Source organism: Paracoccus sp. L-17 (assembly GCF_056857655.1).
On the sequence record NZ_JBSXNM010000019.1, the window covers coordinates 1 to 17,110 of the forward strand.

Annotated in this window: 14 protein-coding genes, 1 tRNA gene and 2 pseudogenes; 10 read left to right on the plus strand and 7 right to left on the minus strand. The window is 63.8% G+C overall.

Annotation, left to right across the window (positions count from 1 at the left end; translation table 11 throughout):
* The first annotated feature begins 162 nt into the window (after positions 1–162).
* Entirely contained in the window at positions 163–711 is a 549-nt protein-coding gene (locus tag AC13CR_RS01065; RefSeq protein WP_482919979.1) for a hypothetical protein, read from the plus strand.
* Positions 708–2,336: a type I restriction-modification system subunit M gene (locus tag AC13CR_RS01070; protein WP_482900311.1), complete on the plus strand. Its 1,629-nt coding sequence runs from the start codon at positions 708–710 to the stop codon at positions 2,334–2,336. Before AC13CR_RS01065 ends, AC13CR_RS01070 begins: the two co-directional genes overlap by 4 nt.
* 278 nt (positions 2,337–2,614) lie before the next feature.
* Here the strand turns inward: AC13CR_RS01070 and AC13CR_RS01075 are convergent.
* The 5 genes and pseudogenes from AC13CR_RS01075 to AC13CR_RS01095 all read right to left on the minus strand — a co-directional run bounded on the left by AC13CR_RS01075 (position 2,615) and on the right by AC13CR_RS01095 (position 5,714).
* Positions 2,615–2,704: transfer RNA gene (locus AC13CR_RS01075), tRNA-Ser, on the minus strand.
* Between the two features lie 160 nt (positions 2,705–2,864).
* A pseudogene (locus tag AC13CR_RS01080) lies at positions 2,865–4,091 on the minus strand (IS256 family transposase); the annotation flags it as partial.
* 276 nt (positions 4,092–4,367) lie between these two features.
* Positions 4,368–4,493 (minus strand): annotated as a pseudogene (locus AC13CR_RS01085) (integrase core domain-containing protein); the annotation flags it as partial.
* Positions 4,494–4,513: 20 nt separating this feature from the next.
* Positions 4,514–5,260: a triose-phosphate isomerase gene (tpiA, locus tag AC13CR_RS01090; RefSeq protein WP_292959112.1), complete on the minus strand. Its 747-nt coding sequence runs from the start codon at positions 5,258–5,260 to the stop codon at positions 4,514–4,516.
* Positions 5,261–5,342: 82 nt separating this feature from the next.
* Positions 5,343–5,714 carry a HesB/IscA family protein gene (locus AC13CR_RS01095; protein WP_292959111.1) on the minus strand — a complete coding sequence of 124 codons (372 nt, stop codon included), beginning with the start codon at positions 5,712–5,714 and terminating at the stop codon, positions 5,343–5,345.
* 226 nt (positions 5,715–5,940) lie between these two features.
* Between AC13CR_RS01095 and fabF the strand changes: the two genes are divergently transcribed.
* Entirely contained in the window at positions 5,941–7,203 is a 1,263-nt protein-coding gene (gene fabF, locus AC13CR_RS01100) for a beta-ketoacyl-ACP synthase II (RefSeq protein WP_292959110.1), read from the plus strand.
* Positions 7,200–8,384 (plus strand): endolytic transglycosylase MltG, encoded by a 1,185-nt coding sequence (mltG, locus tag AC13CR_RS01105; RefSeq protein WP_414692197.1) that lies wholly within the window; start codon positions 7,200–7,202, stop codon positions 8,382–8,384. The genes fabF and mltG overlap by 4 nt, the downstream gene beginning before the upstream one ends.
* A 43-nt stretch (positions 8,385–8,427) precedes the next feature.
* On the opposite strand, the gene AC13CR_RS01110 is transcribed toward mltG, so the two are convergent.
* On the minus strand, positions 8,428–9,594 hold the full coding sequence (locus AC13CR_RS01110) for an alpha-hydroxy acid oxidase (protein ID WP_292959109.1): 1,167 nt from the start codon (positions 9,592–9,594) through the stop codon (positions 8,428–8,430).
* Between the two features lie 66 nt (positions 9,595–9,660).
* The gene (locus tag AC13CR_RS01115) at positions 9,661–9,915 is read right to left on the minus strand and encodes a hypothetical protein (protein WP_292959108.1); all 255 of its coding nucleotides are present in this window, start codon (positions 9,913–9,915) and stop codon (positions 9,661–9,663) included.
* 76 nt (positions 9,916–9,991) lie between these two features.
* On the opposite strand from AC13CR_RS01115, the gene AC13CR_RS01120 reads away from it, so the two are divergent.
* The 6 genes from AC13CR_RS01120 to AC13CR_RS01145 all read left to right on the plus strand — a co-directional run bounded on the left by AC13CR_RS01120 (position 9,992) and on the right by AC13CR_RS01145 (position 17,109).
* Positions 9,992–10,579 (plus strand): TetR/AcrR family transcriptional regulator, encoded by a 588-nt coding sequence (locus tag AC13CR_RS01120; protein WP_292959107.1) that lies wholly within the window; start codon positions 9,992–9,994, stop codon positions 10,577–10,579.
* 63 nt (positions 10,580–10,642) lie between these two features.
* Positions 10,643–12,559 (plus strand): DNA primase, encoded by a 1,917-nt coding sequence (dnaG, locus tag AC13CR_RS01125; protein ID WP_292959106.1) that lies wholly within the window; start codon positions 10,643–10,645, stop codon positions 12,557–12,559.
* A gap of 178 nt (positions 12,560–12,737) precedes the next feature.
* Positions 12,738–14,711 (plus strand): RNA polymerase sigma factor RpoD, encoded by a 1,974-nt coding sequence (gene rpoD / locus AC13CR_RS01130; protein WP_293015275.1) that lies wholly within the window; start codon positions 12,738–12,740, stop codon positions 14,709–14,711.
* A 6-nt stretch (positions 14,712–14,717) separates the two neighbouring features.
* Positions 14,718–15,125 carry a BLUF domain-containing protein gene (locus tag AC13CR_RS01135; RefSeq protein ID WP_292957517.1) on the plus strand — a complete coding sequence of 136 codons (408 nt, stop codon included), beginning with the start codon at positions 14,718–14,720 and terminating at the stop codon, positions 15,123–15,125.
* A gap of 89 nt (positions 15,126–15,214) precedes the next feature.
* Positions 15,215–16,684: a DNA recombination protein RmuC gene (locus tag AC13CR_RS01140; protein WP_292957515.1), complete on the plus strand. Its 1,470-nt coding sequence runs from the start codon at positions 15,215–15,217 to the stop codon at positions 16,682–16,684.
* The gene (locus AC13CR_RS01145) at positions 16,681–17,109 is read left to right on the plus strand and encodes a secondary thiamine-phosphate synthase enzyme YjbQ (protein ID WP_482900312.1); all 429 of its coding nucleotides are present in this window, start codon (positions 16,681–16,683) and stop codon (positions 17,107–17,109) included. The genes AC13CR_RS01140 and AC13CR_RS01145 overlap by 4 nt, the downstream gene beginning before the upstream one ends.
* The last annotated feature ends 1 nt before the right edge of the window (position 17,110 follow it).

Sequence of the window (17,110 nt, forward strand, 5' to 3'; positions counted from 1 at the left end):
TCAACAACAGACGCTTGCTGGAACCCATCGGTAACATCCCGCCAGCAGAGGCCGAGGCAAACTTCTATGCCGCTCTGGAAAGATCAGACATGGCCGCGTAACTAAGACAAATCAGCCTCCGGAAAACCCGGCGCGGTTCACGATGAGCACAACTCTATCGTCGTGGGCAATCACCTCGTGCAACTCTACCGCGAGGCGCAGCGCCCTATTAGGACGGTGGTATCAACGCATCATGCGCTGTTCTTTAACGTCTTGCATTACGAGCTGAAGAACCATGTGGGGCGACCATCGCAGCATATCCTCAAGCGAGATCGCCATAATGGTGGCTATCTGCTCGCGGAGCAGACCGGAGACACGCCTCAGTTCTACCATGTCACTGCACTGGCAGAGCTTTGGCAGGTTGCGCAAAGCGGCCAGGCGAAGACATTTCACTTCAACATCTTGCGCACCATTCTAGAGAAAACGGCCTTATTTTTTGGTCACCAGCATTTCTCTGCATGTATAAAGGAAGCTCCGGACGACGCGGACGGCATCTTGCACCAGCGGTTCGTCGATCTCCTGAGCCACGGCAAATACTCAATGTACGAGCCGAGCGAGATGGGCGATGAAACGAACGAATACTTCCTCACGATCCTGAGGGGCTTCGTGGAGCGCCATCCATTCAACCGTGAGCTCGTGCCAGAGCCTGCCGCAGATACGGAAACAGCATGAACGAGACCAATCAAAAACAGCTTGGCAAGACGCTTTGGGCGATCGCTGACCAGCTCCGCGGAGCGATGAACGCGGACGACTTCCGCGACTACATGCTTGCGTTCCTGTTCCTCCGCTACTTGTCGGACAACTACCAGCTGGCAGCGAAGAAAGAGCTCGGGCGCGACTATCCCGACCCCGACGCCGTCGGCAATGGTGGGCGGTCCTCGCTGTCCGTGTGGTATGAGCAGAACCCCAGCGATGTGGTGGCGTTCGAGAAGCAGATGCGGCTCAAGGCGCACTATGTCATCCGCCCCGAGCATCTTTGGGCCAGCATCGCCCATATGGCCCGCACACAGAATGACGAGCTGCTCAACACGCTCCAGGCCGGCTTCAAGTATATCGAGAACGAGTCGTTTCAGAGCACATTCTCTGGGCTTTTCTCGGAAATCAATCTCGGCTCCGAGAAACTCGGCAAGACCTACGCCGATCGAAACGCAAAGCTCTGCACGATTATCACCAAGATCGCTGAGGGGCTCGCCGAGTTCTCTACCGACAGTGATACGCTTGGTGATGCCTATGAGTATCTGATCGGCCAGTTTGCGGCAGGCTCGGGCAAGAAAGCTGGCGAGTTCTACACGCCGCAACGGATCTCGGACATCCTCTCTGAGATCGTCACTCTAGACAGTCAGGAACCGAAGTCCGGCAAGCGGCGGCACCTCGCCAGCGTGATGGACTTTGCCTGCGGTTCGGGATCGCTGCTGCTCAATGTGCGCAAGCGTATGGGGGCGTACGGGATAGGCAAGATCTTCGGGCAAGAGAAGAACATTACCACGTACAACCTCGCGCGCATGAACATGCTGCTGCACGGGGTGAAGGATACGGAGTTCGAGATCTACCACGGCGATACGCTGGAGAACGACTGGGACATGCTCCGCGAGATCAACCCAGCGAAGAAGCCCTATTTCGACGCGGTGGTCGCCAACCCGCCGTTCAGCTACCGCTGGAACCCAAACGAGGCGTTGGGCGAGGACGTGCGGTTCAAGAACTACGGGTTGGCGCCGAAATCGGCAGCAGACTTCGCCTTCCTACTGCACGGATTTCACTACCTTAAGGACGACGGTGTGATGGCGATCATCCTGCCGCATGGCGTGTTGTTTCGCGGCGGCGCAGAGGCGAAGATCCGCCGCAAGCTCCTCGAAGACGGGCACATCGATACCGTCATCGGCCTGCCGGCGAACCTGTTCTACTCGACTGGCATCCCGGTCTGTATCCTCGTCCTGAAGAAGTGCAAGAAGCCCGACGACGTCCTTTTCATCAACGCGTCCGAGCATTTCGAGCGAGGCAAGCGACAGAACTATCTGTCTGACGTCCACATCGCGAAGATCATCGATACATACCAACAGCGCCCAGAGGAGGGCATCGAGCGGTATGCCAGGCGCGTGGGGATGGACGAAATCGAGGCAAACGACTTCAACCTGAACATCTCGCGCTATGTCAGCACGGCCAAGGATGAGATCGCGATCGATCTGTCGGCCACGCACAAGGAACTGGTTGAGATCGAGGGTCAATCTCGGGAGGCAATAAAGAAGCATAACGCTTTCCTGAGGGAACTTGGGCTCTCCCCATTGCCGGGGCCCGACTGAACTGAGCACGGCAAAAGTTCGATTTCTGTTCCATCCGGAGTACGCCCCTCAAATCGAAGCGTTCAGCGGGAAGCGCGATAAAGACAAGCAATTTCAACGGCCTGTCAAGAATTCACCAAATCGGCGCAGTCATGAGGTCCGGAGAATATCGGCCCTGAGAGAACGCTTCAAAGCCTCTTGGCTCCGGGACAGGTGCTCAGCCTGACCCGCAAACCCCTTTGAAAACACAAGAAATTCTGGTCGCCACAAGATCGAGAGAACGCTTTCGCGGGGGCAAGTGGCGGAGACGAAGGGATTCGAACCCTCGAGGCGGTTTCCCGCCTGCACCCTTAGCAGGGGTGTGCCTTCGACCACTCGGCCACGTCTCCGCCGATCCGTATATGGACCGGCGTCCATAGTGACAAGGGGGATTTGGTGGTGGATCGTTTGAAACCACGGGATCAGCGGACGGATGGCCAGCCCTTCATCGTCCCACTGGTCGCGTCCGTCAAGCGGTGTAATTGCCCAGATGGCCTGAGGGCATGATGAGGCGGCTTTTGTTGTGATGCGGAGAATGGGGTCGACCTCCTCCGTGTCGATCTGAGCGAATGCTTCGACCATCATGTAGCGACTGGCGGTCTGCCACTCGTCGTTCTGCTCGAAGAGAACAGCGCCGATCAGGCGCATGATCGAGGCCTCGTTGGGGATGATGCCTACGACATCGGCGCGGCGCTTCACCTCCTTGTTCAAACGTTCAATGGGATTGGTCGAGTGCAGCTTCGTCCGCTGCTGTCGCGGGAACGACATGTAGGCCAGCACGTCGTGCTCGCTGGCGTCCATGAGATCGGCGAGCTTGGGCCAGCGCGGGCGCAGCTGTTCCGCGACCTTGTGCCAGATCTTGCCGGCTTGGGTTGGGTCGGGTTGATCGAAAGACTCCCGGATCGCGGCGGCGACGACGGTGTGCTGGCCGCGGGACACGTGCGCCAGGACGTTGCGCATCAAGTGAACGCGGCAGCGCTGCCCGCTCGGCCGTCGCCGATCCCCCGGATCGGCTTTTGGGCCTCACCTTCGAACACCGGGGCGATGGCCGCCCTGAGGCCCGTGTGCGCATCGCTGATGACCGATCGCACGCCGCCGAGACCCGGACCTTCAGGGACCGCAGGACCTCGGTCCAGAACGTCTCGGCTTCGGTCGGGCCGATGCCCAGGCTGATGATCCCCCTCCGGCCCCCGGAGTTGGCGGCGACAGCGATTATGGCCGCGACGGGCACGATGCGCCCGCCCTGGTGGACTTTGAGGTAGAGGTCGCATCCAACCAGACGTAGGGCCATTCTCCCGTCAGCGGGCGGTTCAGGAACTCGCCCACGCGTTCGTCGATGTCCTTGCAGAGCTTCGATACGGGGCTTTTCGAGATGCCCGACAGACCCATGGCCTGCACCATTTCGTCGACGTGCCGGGTCGAGACGCCGCGGATCCAGGCCTCCTGAATGACAGCCACCAGCGCCTGCTCTGAGGCTTTCGGGGCTTCGAGAAAGCCAGGGAAGTAGCTGCCCTTCCGCAGCTTCGGCACCCGCAGGTTCAGCGTGCCCAAACGGGTATCGAGAGCGCGCTCTCGATACCCGTTCCGCCGTGTCGTTCGTTCGACGTTGCGCTCATGCCGCCCGGCGCCGATCAGTCCTTCGACATCGGCTTCCATGATCAGTTGCAGCATCGGATCGGCGATGGTTGGAAGAAAGTCTCCCTGATGGTGCTTGGCCAGCAGCTCGGACAGGTCCATCGCTGTCTTGGTCGTCGAGGTCTCCGTATGGCTTGGGGTTGAAGCGTCGAAACTCCGCCTCAATCCTGCACCTCGATGGCCACCCGGGATCACACCGTTGGCGGCGTCGAAATTACACTAGCACCTCGGACACGAACGTCCCACTTGCTGCCTGAGCTACTCACCATCCTTTGGCCAGAATTCCGGCGTGATTTAAGCTGCTTGACCTGCTGGCCGGTTTCGAACTGGTTGAAGTAGACCACGGCAGGCGCTCGTCAGCAATGGGCGGTGTGAGGCCCGCTGCTGATTGTAGAAGGCGGTCCATCGGCCGATGCCAGTCTTCGCCTGCGAGCCGGTCTCCCAGGCGGGCAGATAGACGCATTCATACTTCAGATACCGCCAGAGGCGCTCAATGTTGTCGAGGCGGGGCGGCCTGAGCCGCGTCAGTCGCCTTGCAAGGCTGCGATGATGGGGCCGAAATCCGCGGCCTTGAGGCTGGCTCCGCCGACCAGCGCCCCGTTCACATGCGCGATGGCGAAAATCTCGGCGGCATTCGCCGCCTTCACGCTGCCGCCATACAGAAGACTGACATTCGCCGCGTCTGTCACCTTGCCGACCAGCCGTTCGCGCATCAGCGCATGGACTTCGGCGATCTGGTCGCCGCTGGGAGTTCGGCCGGTGCCGATGGCCCAGACCGGTTCATAGGCGATCACCGTGTTGCCGGCATTGGCGCCGGGCGGGATCGAGCCCTCGAGTTGCGCGGCGATCACCTCCAGTGCCTCGTCATTGTCGCGCTGCGCCTCGGTCTCGCCGACGCAGATGATCGCGATCAGGCCGGCGTCATGGGCCGCCGCAGCCTTGGCCGAGACATCGGCGTCGGTCTCGCCATGATCGGCGCGGCGTTCGGAATGGCCGAGAATGACGTAATCGGCGCCGGCATCCTTCAACTGCACGGCGGCGATGTCGCCGGTATGGGCGCCGAAGGCGCGCGCGTGGCAATCCTGCCCGCCAAGCGCGATCGGATGGGCGCCGATTCGCGCCTTCATCGGTTGGATCAGCAACGCCGGCGGGCAGATCAGCACGTCGCAGCCGGGGTCGGGTCGGGCCGCGATCAGCGCGTCGATCTGCGACAGCGCCGCCAGATCGCCGTTCATCTTCCAATTGCCCGCAGCCAGCTTGCGTGGTGCCATGCCCTGTCCTCCGCTTCGCACAATCAAAGGCTTAGGGAAACGCGGCCCTGGCTGCAATGATGATTGTCGCCGACGAGGCGGTTCACTCGGCCGTGCGACTACCTTCCAACGGCTCGAAGCGGACGGATTCGCCGCAGCCGCAGGCATCGGTCACATTCGGATTGCGAAAGCGGAATCCGGATTCGATCAGGCCGGATTCATAGTCGATCTCGGTCCCGAACAGGAACATCTGCGCCATGGGCGCGATCAGCACGCGGGCCTCGCCCTGTTCGACGACCTCGTCTGCCTTGTCGGGGGACTGGGCCAGATCCATCGTGTATTCCATTCCCGCGCAACCACCCTTCTTCAGGCCGATCCGCAGGCCGTAGGCCTGTTTGCCCGCCATCAGCCGCACGATCTGACGCTCGGCGGAGGGCGTGATGGTGACGGGGCTTTTGCCGGGAATGCCGAACATGGGCGGGCCTTTCGTTGCATCTGTCACAGAAGATAGGGTCCGGGGTGCTCGCGCTCAAGCCCCTGCGCTGGCCGGCGGCCGGACGATGCAGGGCTGCGATCACATCGGAACATTTCCCCGCGATGACGGCGGTTGCCTGCGCGTCCTTCCGCCGACGCGGCGTTGCGCGGCAAAACCCCCGCGTGTATCAGGTTGCCCAGGAACGGCAGTTTGAAGGATGACGCGGATGCGCAGGGTTGTTGTCACCGGACTTGGGATGGTCACGCCGCTGGCTTCGGGCGTCGAGGCGACGTGGCAGCGGTTGCTGGCCGGGACGTCCGGGGCAGGCCGGATCACGCGATTCGATCCCAGCGATGTGGTCACGAAATATGCCTGCGAGATCCCGTTCGGCGATGGCAGCGACGGCACCTTCAATCCCGACGACTGGATGGCGCCCAAGGACCGGCGCAAGGTCGATGATTTCATCCTCTACGGCATGGCCGCCGCCGATCAGGCGGTGAAGGATGCCGGATGGGAGCCCGAGGACGAGGAAGACCGTCTCCGCACCGGCGTCATGATCGGTTCGGGGATCGGCGGGCTGACATCGATCGCGGAAACGGCGGTGCTGATCAAGGAACGCGGGCCAAAGCGTGTCTCTCCCTTCTTCATTCCGGGTGCGCTGATCAACCTGATCTCGGGACAGGTCAGCATCCGTTACGGCTTCAAGGGGCCGAACCACGCCGTGGTGACGGCCTGTTCCACGGGGGCCCATGCCATCGGCGATGCGGCGCGGCTGATCATGCTGGGCGATGCGGACGTGATGATCGCGGGCGGTGCCGAGGCGCCGATCAGCGAAATCGGGATCGCCGGCTTCAACGCCTGCAAGGCGCTGTCCACGCGGCGCGATGACGATCCGACTGCCGCGAGCCGCCCCTATGACAAGGACCGCGACGGTTTCGTGATGGGCGAAGGCGCCGGTGTCGTCGTCCTTGAGGAATATGAACACGCCAGGGCGCGCGGCGCGACGATCCATGCCGAGGTTCTGGGCTATGGGCTGTCGGGCGACGCCTATCACATCACCGCGCCCGCCGAGGATGGAGATGGCGGATACCGGGCGATGCAGAACGCCCTGCGCAATGCCGGGATCGGCCCCGAGAAGATCGACTATATCAATGCGCATGGCACCAGCACGATGGCCGACACCATCGAACTGGGCGCGGTCGAGCGGCTGATGGGAGATCATTCCAGGAACGCCGTCATGTCGTCCACCAAGTCCAGCATCGGGCATCTGCTGGGCGCGGCGGGTGCGGTCGAGGCGATCTTCTGCGTGCTGGCGATTCGCGACCAGATCTGCCCGCCGACCATCAATCTGGACAATCCGGCCGTCCAGCCGAAGCTGGATCTGGCCGCCAATGCGGCGGTCCGACGCAAGGTCGACATCGCCTTGTCCAACAGCTTCGGCTTCGGCGGCACCAATGCCAGTCTGGTTCTCGGGAAGGTCAAGGAATGATCTGGCGCAACATCGCCTCGAACTTCCTGACCCTGCTGATTGTCCTGCTGATCGCCGCCGCCGCGGCTGTGGCCTGGGCAAAGCGCGAGTTTTCCGGTCCGGGGCCAAGCGAAATCGCGCAATGCGTCCAGATCGCGCCCGGGGCCAGCCTGAATGCAGTCAGCCAGCAACTTGCCTCGCAGGGCGCAGTCAGCAGCGCCTATATCTTCCGCGCCGGCACTGATTACATGGACAAGGCGCGCGACCTGAAATTCGGCAGCTATCTGGTGGCACCACGCGCGAGCATGGAAGATATCGTCGGCGTGATCACCGCGGGCGGCCCCTCGACCTGCGGGACCGAGGTGATCCTTCGCGTCGGCGTGCGCGAGACGAACGTGCTGCTGCGCGACATGAACCCCGATACCGGCGCCTTCGAAGAGATGGCGCGCTGGAGCCCCGAAAGCGGCGATCTTCCCGAAGCGATCGTGGCTGCCGAGAAAAAGCCCGATGCCCGCCTGCGCGTCGCCCTGGCCGAGGGCGTGACCAGCTGGCAGGTGGTTCAGGGGCTGAACGCCGTCGATTTCCTGACCGGCGAAGTGGACAAGGTTCCCGCCGAAGGATCGCTGGCGCCGGATACCTATGATGTCGAGGCGGGCGCCGATCGCGGCGCGCTGCTGGCCGAGATGGCGGCGCGGCAATCAAGGATCCTGGCGCAGGAATGGGAGGCGCGGCCTTTCGGCCTGCCCTATGACAGCCCGGAACAGGCGCTGATCATGGCATCGATCGTCGAGAAGGAGACCGGCCTGCCCGAGGAACGGCCGCAGGTGGCCAGCGTCTTCGTGAATCGGCTGGAACAGGGGATGCGGCTGGAAACCGATCCCACGGTGATCTACGGCATCACCCGGGGCGAGGGAATTCTGGATCGCGGCCTCAGGCGCTCTGAACTTGCGGCGCAGACGCCCTACAACACCTACCGGATCGACGGCCTGCCGCCGACGCCCATCGCCAATCCGGGACGCGCGGCGATCAATGCGGCGCTGAACCCGGCCCAGACCGACTATATCTTCTTTGTCGCCGATGGCTCGGGCGGGCACGCCTTTGCCCGCACGCTGCAGGAACATAACGCCAATGTCGCCCGCTGGCGCCAGATCGAGGCGCAGCGGGGGCAGGCGACCGACACGCCGGTGCAGGGCGGCGGCTGAGCGCGCCGCGCCGGATCCGCGGGCGGCGCGGCGCGGATCGGGTTCAGACCTCGTATTCGGTCAGAAAGTCCCTTGGTATCAGAAGGTTCTTTCGGCTCAGGGCCTTCACGTCGCGTTCTCCGCACAGTGCCATGCTGATATCCAGCTCCTTCCGGATGATCTCCAGCGCGTGGGTTACGCCGGTCGCTCCCATCGCCCCAAGGCCGTGCAGCCAGGCCCGCCCGATCCAGGTCGCATGGGCGCCAAGCGCCAGCGCCTTCAGCACGTCCTGACCCGATCGGATGCCGCTGTCCATGTGGATCTCGACCCGGTCGCCCACCGCCGCGACGATATGCGGCAACATCCGGATCGCGGACAAGGCCCCGTCCAGTTGCCGCCCGCCGTGATTGCTGACCACGATCGCATCGGCCCCGAAATCGGCCGCGATCCGGGCGTCCTCGGGGTCCATGATGCCCTTCAGGATCAGCTTGCCGCCCCACATGTCGCGGATGCGGGCGATCTTGTCCCAGTCCAGCCGCTCGTCGAACTGCTCGGCGGTCCAGCTCATCAGCGACGAGGTGTCGCCCACGCCCTTCGCATGGCCGACGATATTGCCGAACTGGCGTCGCCTGGTCCGCAGCATCCCCATGCCCCACCGCCATTTCAACGCCAGATCCAGCATCACCGGCAGCGTCAGCTTCGGCGGCGCCGACAGCCCGTTCTTCAGATCCTTGTGCCGTTGCCCCAGGATTTGCAGATCCAGCGTCAGAACCAGCGCGCTGCAACCCGCCGCCTTGGCGCGATCAATGATGGCGGCCACGAAATTCTGATCACGCATGACGTAAAGCTGGAACATGAAGGGCTTGGTGGCATGGGCCGCCACATCCTCGATCGAACAGATCGACATCGTGGACAGGCAGAAGGGAACGCCGAATCTTTCGGCGGCGCGGGCCGCGTGAATCTCGCCATCGGCATGTTGCATCCCGGCCAGCCCGACCGGCGCCAGCCCCACCGGCATCGAGACAGGCAGGCCCGCCATATCCGACGCGGTCGATCGGTCGGACATGTCCACCGCCACCTTCTGGCGCAGTTTCAGCCGTGCGAAATCGGTGGTGTTCTCGCGAAAGGTCTGTTCGGTATAGCTGCCCGATTCCGCATAATCGTAGAACATCCGCGGCGTGCGCGCCCGGTGCAGCCGTTTCAGATCCTCGATGCAGGTGATGACGGGCATGGCCGGGCCTCCTCAGTGTGGTCAGAATTTCTTACCACCGGTCGCGAACCTGCTCAATCGCCCCTGTCACAACCCCATCCGGGCGCGCAGATCGGGCTCGATGACCGGCCTTCTCAGGGCTTCGGCACGGCGGGTCAGGGCATCGCCCTCGGCCTCGGTGGCGGTCTCGATGGCGGCTGATCCGCCGGCCGCATGATCGGGCAGGGTCGGCTCGGCCAGGGCCTGCGCCGTCGGCAGCAGCCTTGGATAGGCGGTATCGCCGCGCCCGCAGGCGGCAAGAATCAGCAGGGCGCAGACCATCAGAGGAACCGGCTTCGTCATGACGCCCAGGTTAGGGCGAGGGCGCCTGTCCCGCAATCGCCCTTTTCCCGCCCCGGTCGCTGGCCTAGACAGGGACATGGCCCGTACCCAAGGTTCCCGCGCCGAGATCACCGGACCGCTGGTCCGCGCCCAGGCCCTGCGCCTTTTCGCGCGCCACGGCTATGCGGCCGTGTCGATGCGCCAGATTGCTGCCGGCGTCGGCGTGCAGGCCGGCGCTCTCTATGCCTATACGCCCGACAAGCAGGCGCTGCTGGCCGATCTTCTGGAAACCCACATGCGCGATCTGCTGGCGGCATGGCAGGACGATCCGGCGCAGCCGCCGCTGGCGCGACTGGAAGGATTCGTTCGCTTCCACATCAATTTCAGCCTCGATCATCCGGACGCCGTCTTCCTGTCCTATATGGAATTGCGCAACCTGACGCCTGAAAACCATGGCCGCATCGCGGCCCTGCGCACCCGATACGAGGATGGTCTGGACCGGATCCTGCACGCGGGCACGGCCTCAGGGGCGATGCAGCTGGACGATCCGCGACTGGCACGGATGGCGCTGATCGCGATGCTGACCGGCGTGACCAACTGGTATCGCGAGGGCGGCCGCCTGGACCGGACCCGGATCGCCGATATCTACTGGGGTCTGGCACGCGGCGCGGTCGGAGCGGACTGAGGGGTTCTTCGTTGCCCAAATACCCATCTTGCCGCCGCGCCCCGCCCCCCCGATAATCGCGCCATGAGTCTGCCTCCCGGTTTCCTTGACGAGATCCGCAACCGCGTTCCGATCAGTCGCGTGATCGGGCGCCGCGTCGTGTGGGACCAGCGCAAATCCAACCAGGCACGGGGAGACTGGTGGGCGCCGTGCCCCTTCCATCAGGAAAAATCGGCCAGCTTTCATTGTGACGACCAGAAGGGTTTCTATTATTGCTTTGGCTGTCAAGCCAAGGGCGACGTGATCAGCTTCCTGCGCGAATGCGATGGAATGGAATTCATCGAGGCGGTAAAATCCCTTGCCTCCGAGGCCGGGCTTTCCATGCCCGAACCCGATCCGCGCGCGCGTGAAAAATCCGACCGCCGATCCCGCCTCATCGAGGTGACCGAGGCCGCCTGCCGCTGGTTCCGGCTGCAATTGCAGACCGGCGCTGCGGCCGAGGCGCGCGACTACCTTGCGCGGCGCGGCCTGGACCGCGAAAGCGAGGCGCAATTCGAGATCGGCTTCGCGCCCGGCCACCGCACCGCGCTGACCTCGGCGCTGCGCGACAAGGGCTTCGAAGAGGCGCTGATCGTCGAGGCCGGCATGGCTGCGAAACCCGTTGATGGCGGACCGGCCTATGATCGCTTTCGCGGCCGGATCGTCTTTCCGATCCGCGACGGACAGGGCCGCTGCATCGGATTCGGCGGGCGCGCGATGGATCCGAATGCCCGCGCCAAATATCTCAACAGCCCGGAAACGCCGCTGTTCGACAAGGGGCGGAACCTCTACAATCTCGGCCCTGCCCGGGCGGCGGTCGGCAAGGGGCAGCCGCTGATCGTGGCCGAGGGCTACATGGACGTGATCGCGTTGTCGCGCGCGGGTTTTCAGGGTGCGGTGGCGCCGCTGGGCACCGCCATTACCAGCGAACAACTGGCCGCGATGTGGCGCCTGTCGCCGGAACCGGTCATCGCGCTGGACGGGGACGCGGCGGGCCAGCGGGCGGCGCAGAGGCTGATCGATCTCGCGCTGCCTCTGACCGGCCCGGGGCAGGCCCTGCGTTTCGTCCTGCTGCCTGCGGGTCAGGATCCGGACGATCTGATCAGGGTGGCGGGGCAGGGTGCGATGAAGGCATTGCTGGATCAGGCCCGGCCGCTGGTCGATCTGCTGTGGAGCCGCGAAACCGAGGGGCAGCGTTTCGACAGCCCCGAACGCAAGGCCGCGCTGGACCGCCGCCTGCAACAGGCCATTGCCAGAATCCCCGACGAGTTGACCCGCCGCCATTATGCCGACGAAATCCGCGGAAAACGATGGCAGCTTTTCGGGGGCCGGCGGCAGCCCCGGGGCGAAGGGGTGCGGCAGGGCGCGGCGGGGCGCGGCCCCGCCCGGCGCGGAGGGGCCTCGATGGCCCCGCGCGCGCCGCTTCCCACCTTGCCGGTCGCCGGGCCCGATGCGGGAACGGCGTTGCTGGAGGGCGCCAGCCTGCTGATCTGCGCCCTGCGGCCGGAACTGGTGGCGCTTGTCGAGACGCGGCTTGAACGGCTGTCGCCCCGCGATGCTGATCGCGCCGCATTGTTGCATGATCTGCTGACCGGAAACGAAAGCGAGGCCGGTCGCCGGGCTCTTGAAATCCTTCGCAGCGACGCCCAATTGGGCCTGACCCCGCCCGTCATCGGCCGCAAGGATCCGGAAGCCATTCTGACCATGCTGCAAAATCTGCTGGACCGGATCGAGGCGGAACGCGCCGCAGGACCGGAACTGTCGCGGGCCGAGACCGAAATCGAGGGTGATGCGGACGAAGGCCTGACCTGGCGCTTTCAGCAGGTCAACAAGGCACGACACCGCGCCGAACGTCCGGAACTCGAGGATTCCGGCGACCTGAACGAAGACAGGGACAAGCTTGCGGCCGAGTTGAGCGACGCCCTGAGCAGACAGATTTGGCGCAAGCCGCCCCGCCGGTGAGAGACCTTGCCCGCAAGGTGCGCGGAGTGCGGTCCGGCAGGTGCGAATCATCTGTCGGAGGGCAAAGGACAATTGCTGGCGCCGATCTTTGATTCGGTCGGCCGGCACGGTAAAAGCAAGGCAGTTTCGGCGCGATTCGGGTGATTCGCGAATCACCGCCTCGGAAAGGGAGCCCTGGATGGCCACCAAGGAAGACGACACCGACAAGACCGACAAGGACGAGAATGCCCATTCGCTGGACATGAGCCAAGCGGCGGTCAAGAAGATGATCGCCGAGGCCCGCGACCGCGGCTACATCACCTATGACCAGCTGAACACGGTTCTGCCTCCCGAGCAGGTCAATTCCGAACAGATCGAGGATGTCATGTCGATGCTGTCCGAGATGGGCATCAACGTGATCGAGGACGAGGACGAAGCCGACGAGGCCGAGGGCGGCGCAGTCGCCACCACCGCCTCGGGTTCGCGCGAGGTGGCGGTCGCAGCCACCGAAACCGAGAAGCTGGACCGCACCGACGACCCCGTCCGCATGTATCTTCGCGAGATGGGCAGCGTCGAATTGCTGTCTCGCGAGGGCGAGATCGCGATCGCCAAGCGCATCGAGGCCGGACGCAACACGATGATCGCGGGCCTTTGCGAAAGCCCGCTGACCTTCAAGGCCATCACCATGTGGCGGCAGGAACTGCTGGACGAAGAGATCCTGCTGCGCGACGTGATCGATCTTGAGACCACCTTCGGTCAGGCGATGGAAGACGAAGAGGCCGAGGACGAGGAATTGTCCGAGGAAGGTGGCGCGGCGGCAACCTCGGACAAGCGCGAGGAACTGGATGCCGACGGCAATCCGATCAGCAGCGATGATGACGAGGACGAAGACGACGGCGCCAACCTGTCGCTTGCCGCGATGGAAGCCAGCCTCAAGCCGAAGGTGCTGGAGACGCTGGAAGTCATCGCCCGCGATTATGAACAACTGGCCGACATGCAGGATCAGCGGATGTCGGCCACGCTGAACGAGGATAACAGCTTTTCGGCCAACGCCGAAGGCGCCTATCAGAAATTGCGCAGTGAAATCGTTGCCTTGGTGAACGAACTTCATCTGAACAACAGCCGCATCGAGGCGCTGGTCGATCAGCTTTACGGCATCAATCGCCGCATCGTCACCATCGATTCCGGCATGGTCAAGCTGGCCGATGCCGCGCGCATCAACCGCCGCGAATTCATTGACGCCTATCGCGGTTCGGAACTGGATCCGACCTGGATCGACCGGCTGTCACAGAATACCGGCCGGGGCTGGCAGGCGCTGTTCGAAAGATCGCGCGACAAGGTCGAGGATCTGCGCGTCGAGATGGCGCAGGTCGGCCAGTATGTCGGCGTCGATATCGAGGAATTCCGCCGCATCGTGAATCAGGTCCAGCGCGGCGAGAAAGAGGCCCGGCAGGCCAAGAAGGAGATGGTCGAGGCGAACCTGCGACTGGTCATCAGCATTGCCAAGAAATACACGAACAGGGGCCTGCAATTCCTTGATCTCATTCAGGAAGGCAATATTGGCCTGATGAAGGCGGTGGACAAGTTCGAGTACCGCCGCGGGTACAAGTTCAGCACCTACGCGACGTGGTGGATCCGTCAGGCGATCACCCGGTCCATCGCCGACCAGGCGCGCACGATCCGCATCCCGGTCCACATGATCGAGACGATCAACAAGCTGGTGCGGACGGGCCGCCAGATGCTGCACGAGATCGGCCGCGAGCCGACGCCCGAGGAACTGGCCGACAAGCTGCAGATGCCGCTGGAAAAGGTTCGCAAGGTGATGAAGATCGCCAAGGAACCGATCAGTCTGGAAACCCCGATCGGGGACGAGGAAGACAGCCAGCTTGGCGATTTCATCGAGGACAAGAATGCGGTCCTGCCGCTGGATTCCGCCATTCAGGAAAACCTGAAGGAAACCACGACCCGCGTTCTGGCCAGCCTGACCCCGCGCGAGGAACGGGTTCTGCGGATGCGCTTCGGCATCGGCATGAACACCGACCACACGCTGGAAGAGGTCGGCCAGCAATTCAGCGTCACCCGCGAGCGCATCCGCCAGATCGAGGCCAAGGCGCTGCGCAAGCTGAAGCACCCCTCGCGCAGCCGCAAGCTTCGGTCCTTTCTCGATCAGTAACCCGTCATGTCGGAAGGACTGGAATATTCGCTGTATCGCAGCACCGCCAGTCGCGCGCTTCGGGCGGGCGAACTTGAGGACATTCTTGCCGCCGCCCGCGCGCGCAACCAGGCGATGTCGCTGACGGGCTGTCTGCACTACGAGGATGGGCTGTTCTTTCAATGGCTCGAAGGACCGGCGGATGCGCTGCGCGAAGTTCTGGGTTCGATCCTGCGTGACGACCGGCACCGAGATATAGCGGTGCTGGTGGAGGGCGCGCTGGAACATCGGCGCTTTCAGGACTGGCGGATGAGGTTTTCCGATCGCGACCGGGCCTCGCTTCTGGATTGGCTTGCCAGCGCCGAGGTCTCGACCATGGACCGCCGGGATTATGCCGCCGCAGTGATGTCGTTTCTGCAATCGGTCGAGGCCTGACAGCGGTGTCCTGACAACGGCGCCCGGATGGGTTGTGTCGCGGCACAAAAAGTGAACACTAAGCCCGACGCGCAGCAATCGGAGCCTTCATGCCGCAGGATTTTTCCGCCCGGATCATCGCATGGTCCGGCGATCTCCAGACCGTCCAGGCCCTGCTGGCCCTGCTTGCCGTCGGATTGCTGATGCTGGTCGTCCTGGCGCTGCGCCTGCGTCGCGCCTTGTCGGCGGGCGGGGCACGCGAGACGGCGCTGCAATCCAGACTGCAAGACGCCGATGGCCGGGTTCACGCGCTGGAATTGCAGATCGGCCAGCACGAGGTCCGTGCCGAGACGCAGCGGGCGCGCCTGGGCGAACTGGCGGAGGAACGCGACGGGCTGACCGACGCGCTGCACCAGGCCCGGCAGGAGATCGCGCAGATGCGCACGCAATTGGCCGAAACCCGGCTGGCGGCGCAGAAGGATCACGAATCCGCCACGCGCGAGATTGCGGCGCTGCGCGAGCTGCGCGAGGAAATGACCGGCCAGTTCAGGCTGCTGGCGGCCGAAACCCTGCGCGTGCAGCAAACCGACATGCAGAAGGCGCAGGGCGAACAGCTTTCCGCGCTGCTGACCCCGTTTCGCGACCAGGTGCACCGGTTCCAATCGGAATTGCAGGTCCGCAACAAGGTTCTGGACGAGGAGGGCGCGCGTCTGCGCGAACAGATCGCCTTCCTGCATCAGCGGTCCGAGGACATCTCTCGCGAGGCGGTCAACCTGACCCGCGCGCTGAAGGGCGAGAAGCAGCGTCAAGGCGCCTGGGGCGAGATGGTGCTGGAGAGAATTCTCGAGGAATCCGGGCTTGCATCCGGTATTCACTACGACATTCAGAACAGCTGGACCGACGAGGATGGCCGGCGCTGGCGCCCCGACGTGGTGGTCAGGATGCCGCGCGAAAAGATCATGGTGATCGACAGCAAGGTGTCGCTCAACGATTACGAGGTCGCGGTGAATTCCGACGATCCCGCCCAGGCGGATGCCGCCCTGCGTCGCCATGTGGCCGCGATCCGTGCCCATGTCACCACACTGGGCGAGAAGGGCTATCACCGAATGAACGATGCTTCGGTCGACTACGTGCTGATGTTCATCCCGATCGAGGGCGCGTTTTCCGAGGCTTTGCGCGCGGATCCGGGCTTGGCCCGCTTCGCGATGGAACGCCGGGTCGGCCTGACCACGCCCACCACGCTGATGTTGACCCTGCGCACGGTCGAACATATCTGGGCCGTCGAGCGTCGCGAAACCAACGCCATGGAGATCGCGAAACGGGCCGGCGCGCTTTATGACAAGGTGGCCGGTTTCGTCGAGGCGATGGAAGGGGTCGGCAAGGCGCTGGACCAGGCCGGCCGCGCGCATGGCCAGGCGCTGGACCGTCTGTCGCGCGGGCCCGGCAATGTCATCCGCCAGGTCGAGATGCTGCGCGAACTGGGCGCGCGCAACCAGAAACAGATCGGTCTGGACCATGACCCGACCGACGATCCCCGGCTGGGCACGCCGGATGATGCGGGATCCGAGGCAGCCGAATGAACCATGTCTTCCGGATCGCCACCGCCGGCCCTGCCTGCCACGACCTGACCTGCAAGGCGTCGGAATGGCTGACGGCGATTGACGCCGGCCGCGGGTTGCTGACGCTGATGGTGCGGCACACCTCGTGTTCGCTGCTTATCCAGGAAAATGCCGATCCAGACGTTCAGGTCGATCTTCTGGGCTGGCTGGACCGTATCGCACCGCCGGCCGATGATCCGTCGATGACGTGGATCAGCCACCGCAGCGAAGACCCCGATGACATGCCCGCGCATCTGAAGGCCGCGATCCTGCCGGTCAGTCTGCAGATTCCGGTTTCCGGGGGGCGCATGATGCTGGGAATCTGGCAGGGCATCTATCTGGTCGAACACCGGACAGCGCCGCACCAGAGACAGGTGGCGGCGCTGTTTCAGTCCGATCCGGCCTGAC

Excerpts from the sequence above, each read along its gene's own strand:
- AC13CR_RS01070 (WP_482900311.1), top strand. The coding sequence starts at position 708 with ATGAACGAGACCAATCAAAAACAGCTTGGCAAGACGCTTTGGGCGATC.
- tpiA (WP_292959112.1), bottom strand. The coding sequence starts at position 5,260 with ATGGCACCACGCAAGCTGGCTGCGGGCAATTGGAAGATGAACGGCGAT.
- AC13CR_RS01095 (WP_292959111.1), bottom strand. The coding sequence starts at position 5,714 with ATGTTCGGCATTCCCGGCAAAAGCCCCGTCACCATCACGCCCTCCGCC.
- fabF (WP_292959110.1), top strand. The coding sequence starts at position 5,941 with ATGCGCAGGGTTGTTGTCACCGGACTTGGGATGGTCACGCCGCTGGCT.
- mltG (WP_414692197.1), top strand. The coding sequence starts at position 7,200 with ATGATCTGGCGCAACATCGCCTCGAACTTCCTGACCCTGCTGATTGTC.
- AC13CR_RS01110 (WP_292959109.1), bottom strand. The coding sequence starts at position 9,594 with ATGCCCGTCATCACCTGCATCGAGGATCTGAAACGGCTGCACCGGGCG.
- AC13CR_RS01115 (WP_292959108.1), bottom strand. The coding sequence starts at position 9,915 with ATGACGAAGCCGGTTCCTCTGATGGTCTGCGCCCTGCTGATTCTTGCC.
- AC13CR_RS01120 (WP_292959107.1), top strand. The coding sequence starts at position 9,992 with ATGGCCCGTACCCAAGGTTCCCGCGCCGAGATCACCGGACCGCTGGTC.
- dnaG (WP_292959106.1), top strand. The coding sequence starts at position 10,643 with ATGAGTCTGCCTCCCGGTTTCCTTGACGAGATCCGCAACCGCGTTCCG.
- rpoD (WP_293015275.1), top strand. The coding sequence starts at position 12,738 with ATGGCCACCAAGGAAGACGACACCGACAAGACCGACAAGGACGAGAAT.
- AC13CR_RS01135 (WP_292957517.1), top strand. The coding sequence starts at position 14,718 with ATGTCGGAAGGACTGGAATATTCGCTGTATCGCAGCACCGCCAGTCGC.
- AC13CR_RS01140 (WP_292957515.1), top strand. The coding sequence starts at position 15,215 with ATGCCGCAGGATTTTTCCGCCCGGATCATCGCATGGTCCGGCGATCTC.
- AC13CR_RS01145 (WP_482900312.1), top strand. The coding sequence starts at position 16,681 with ATGAACCATGTCTTCCGGATCGCCACCGCCGGCCCTGCCTGCCACGAC.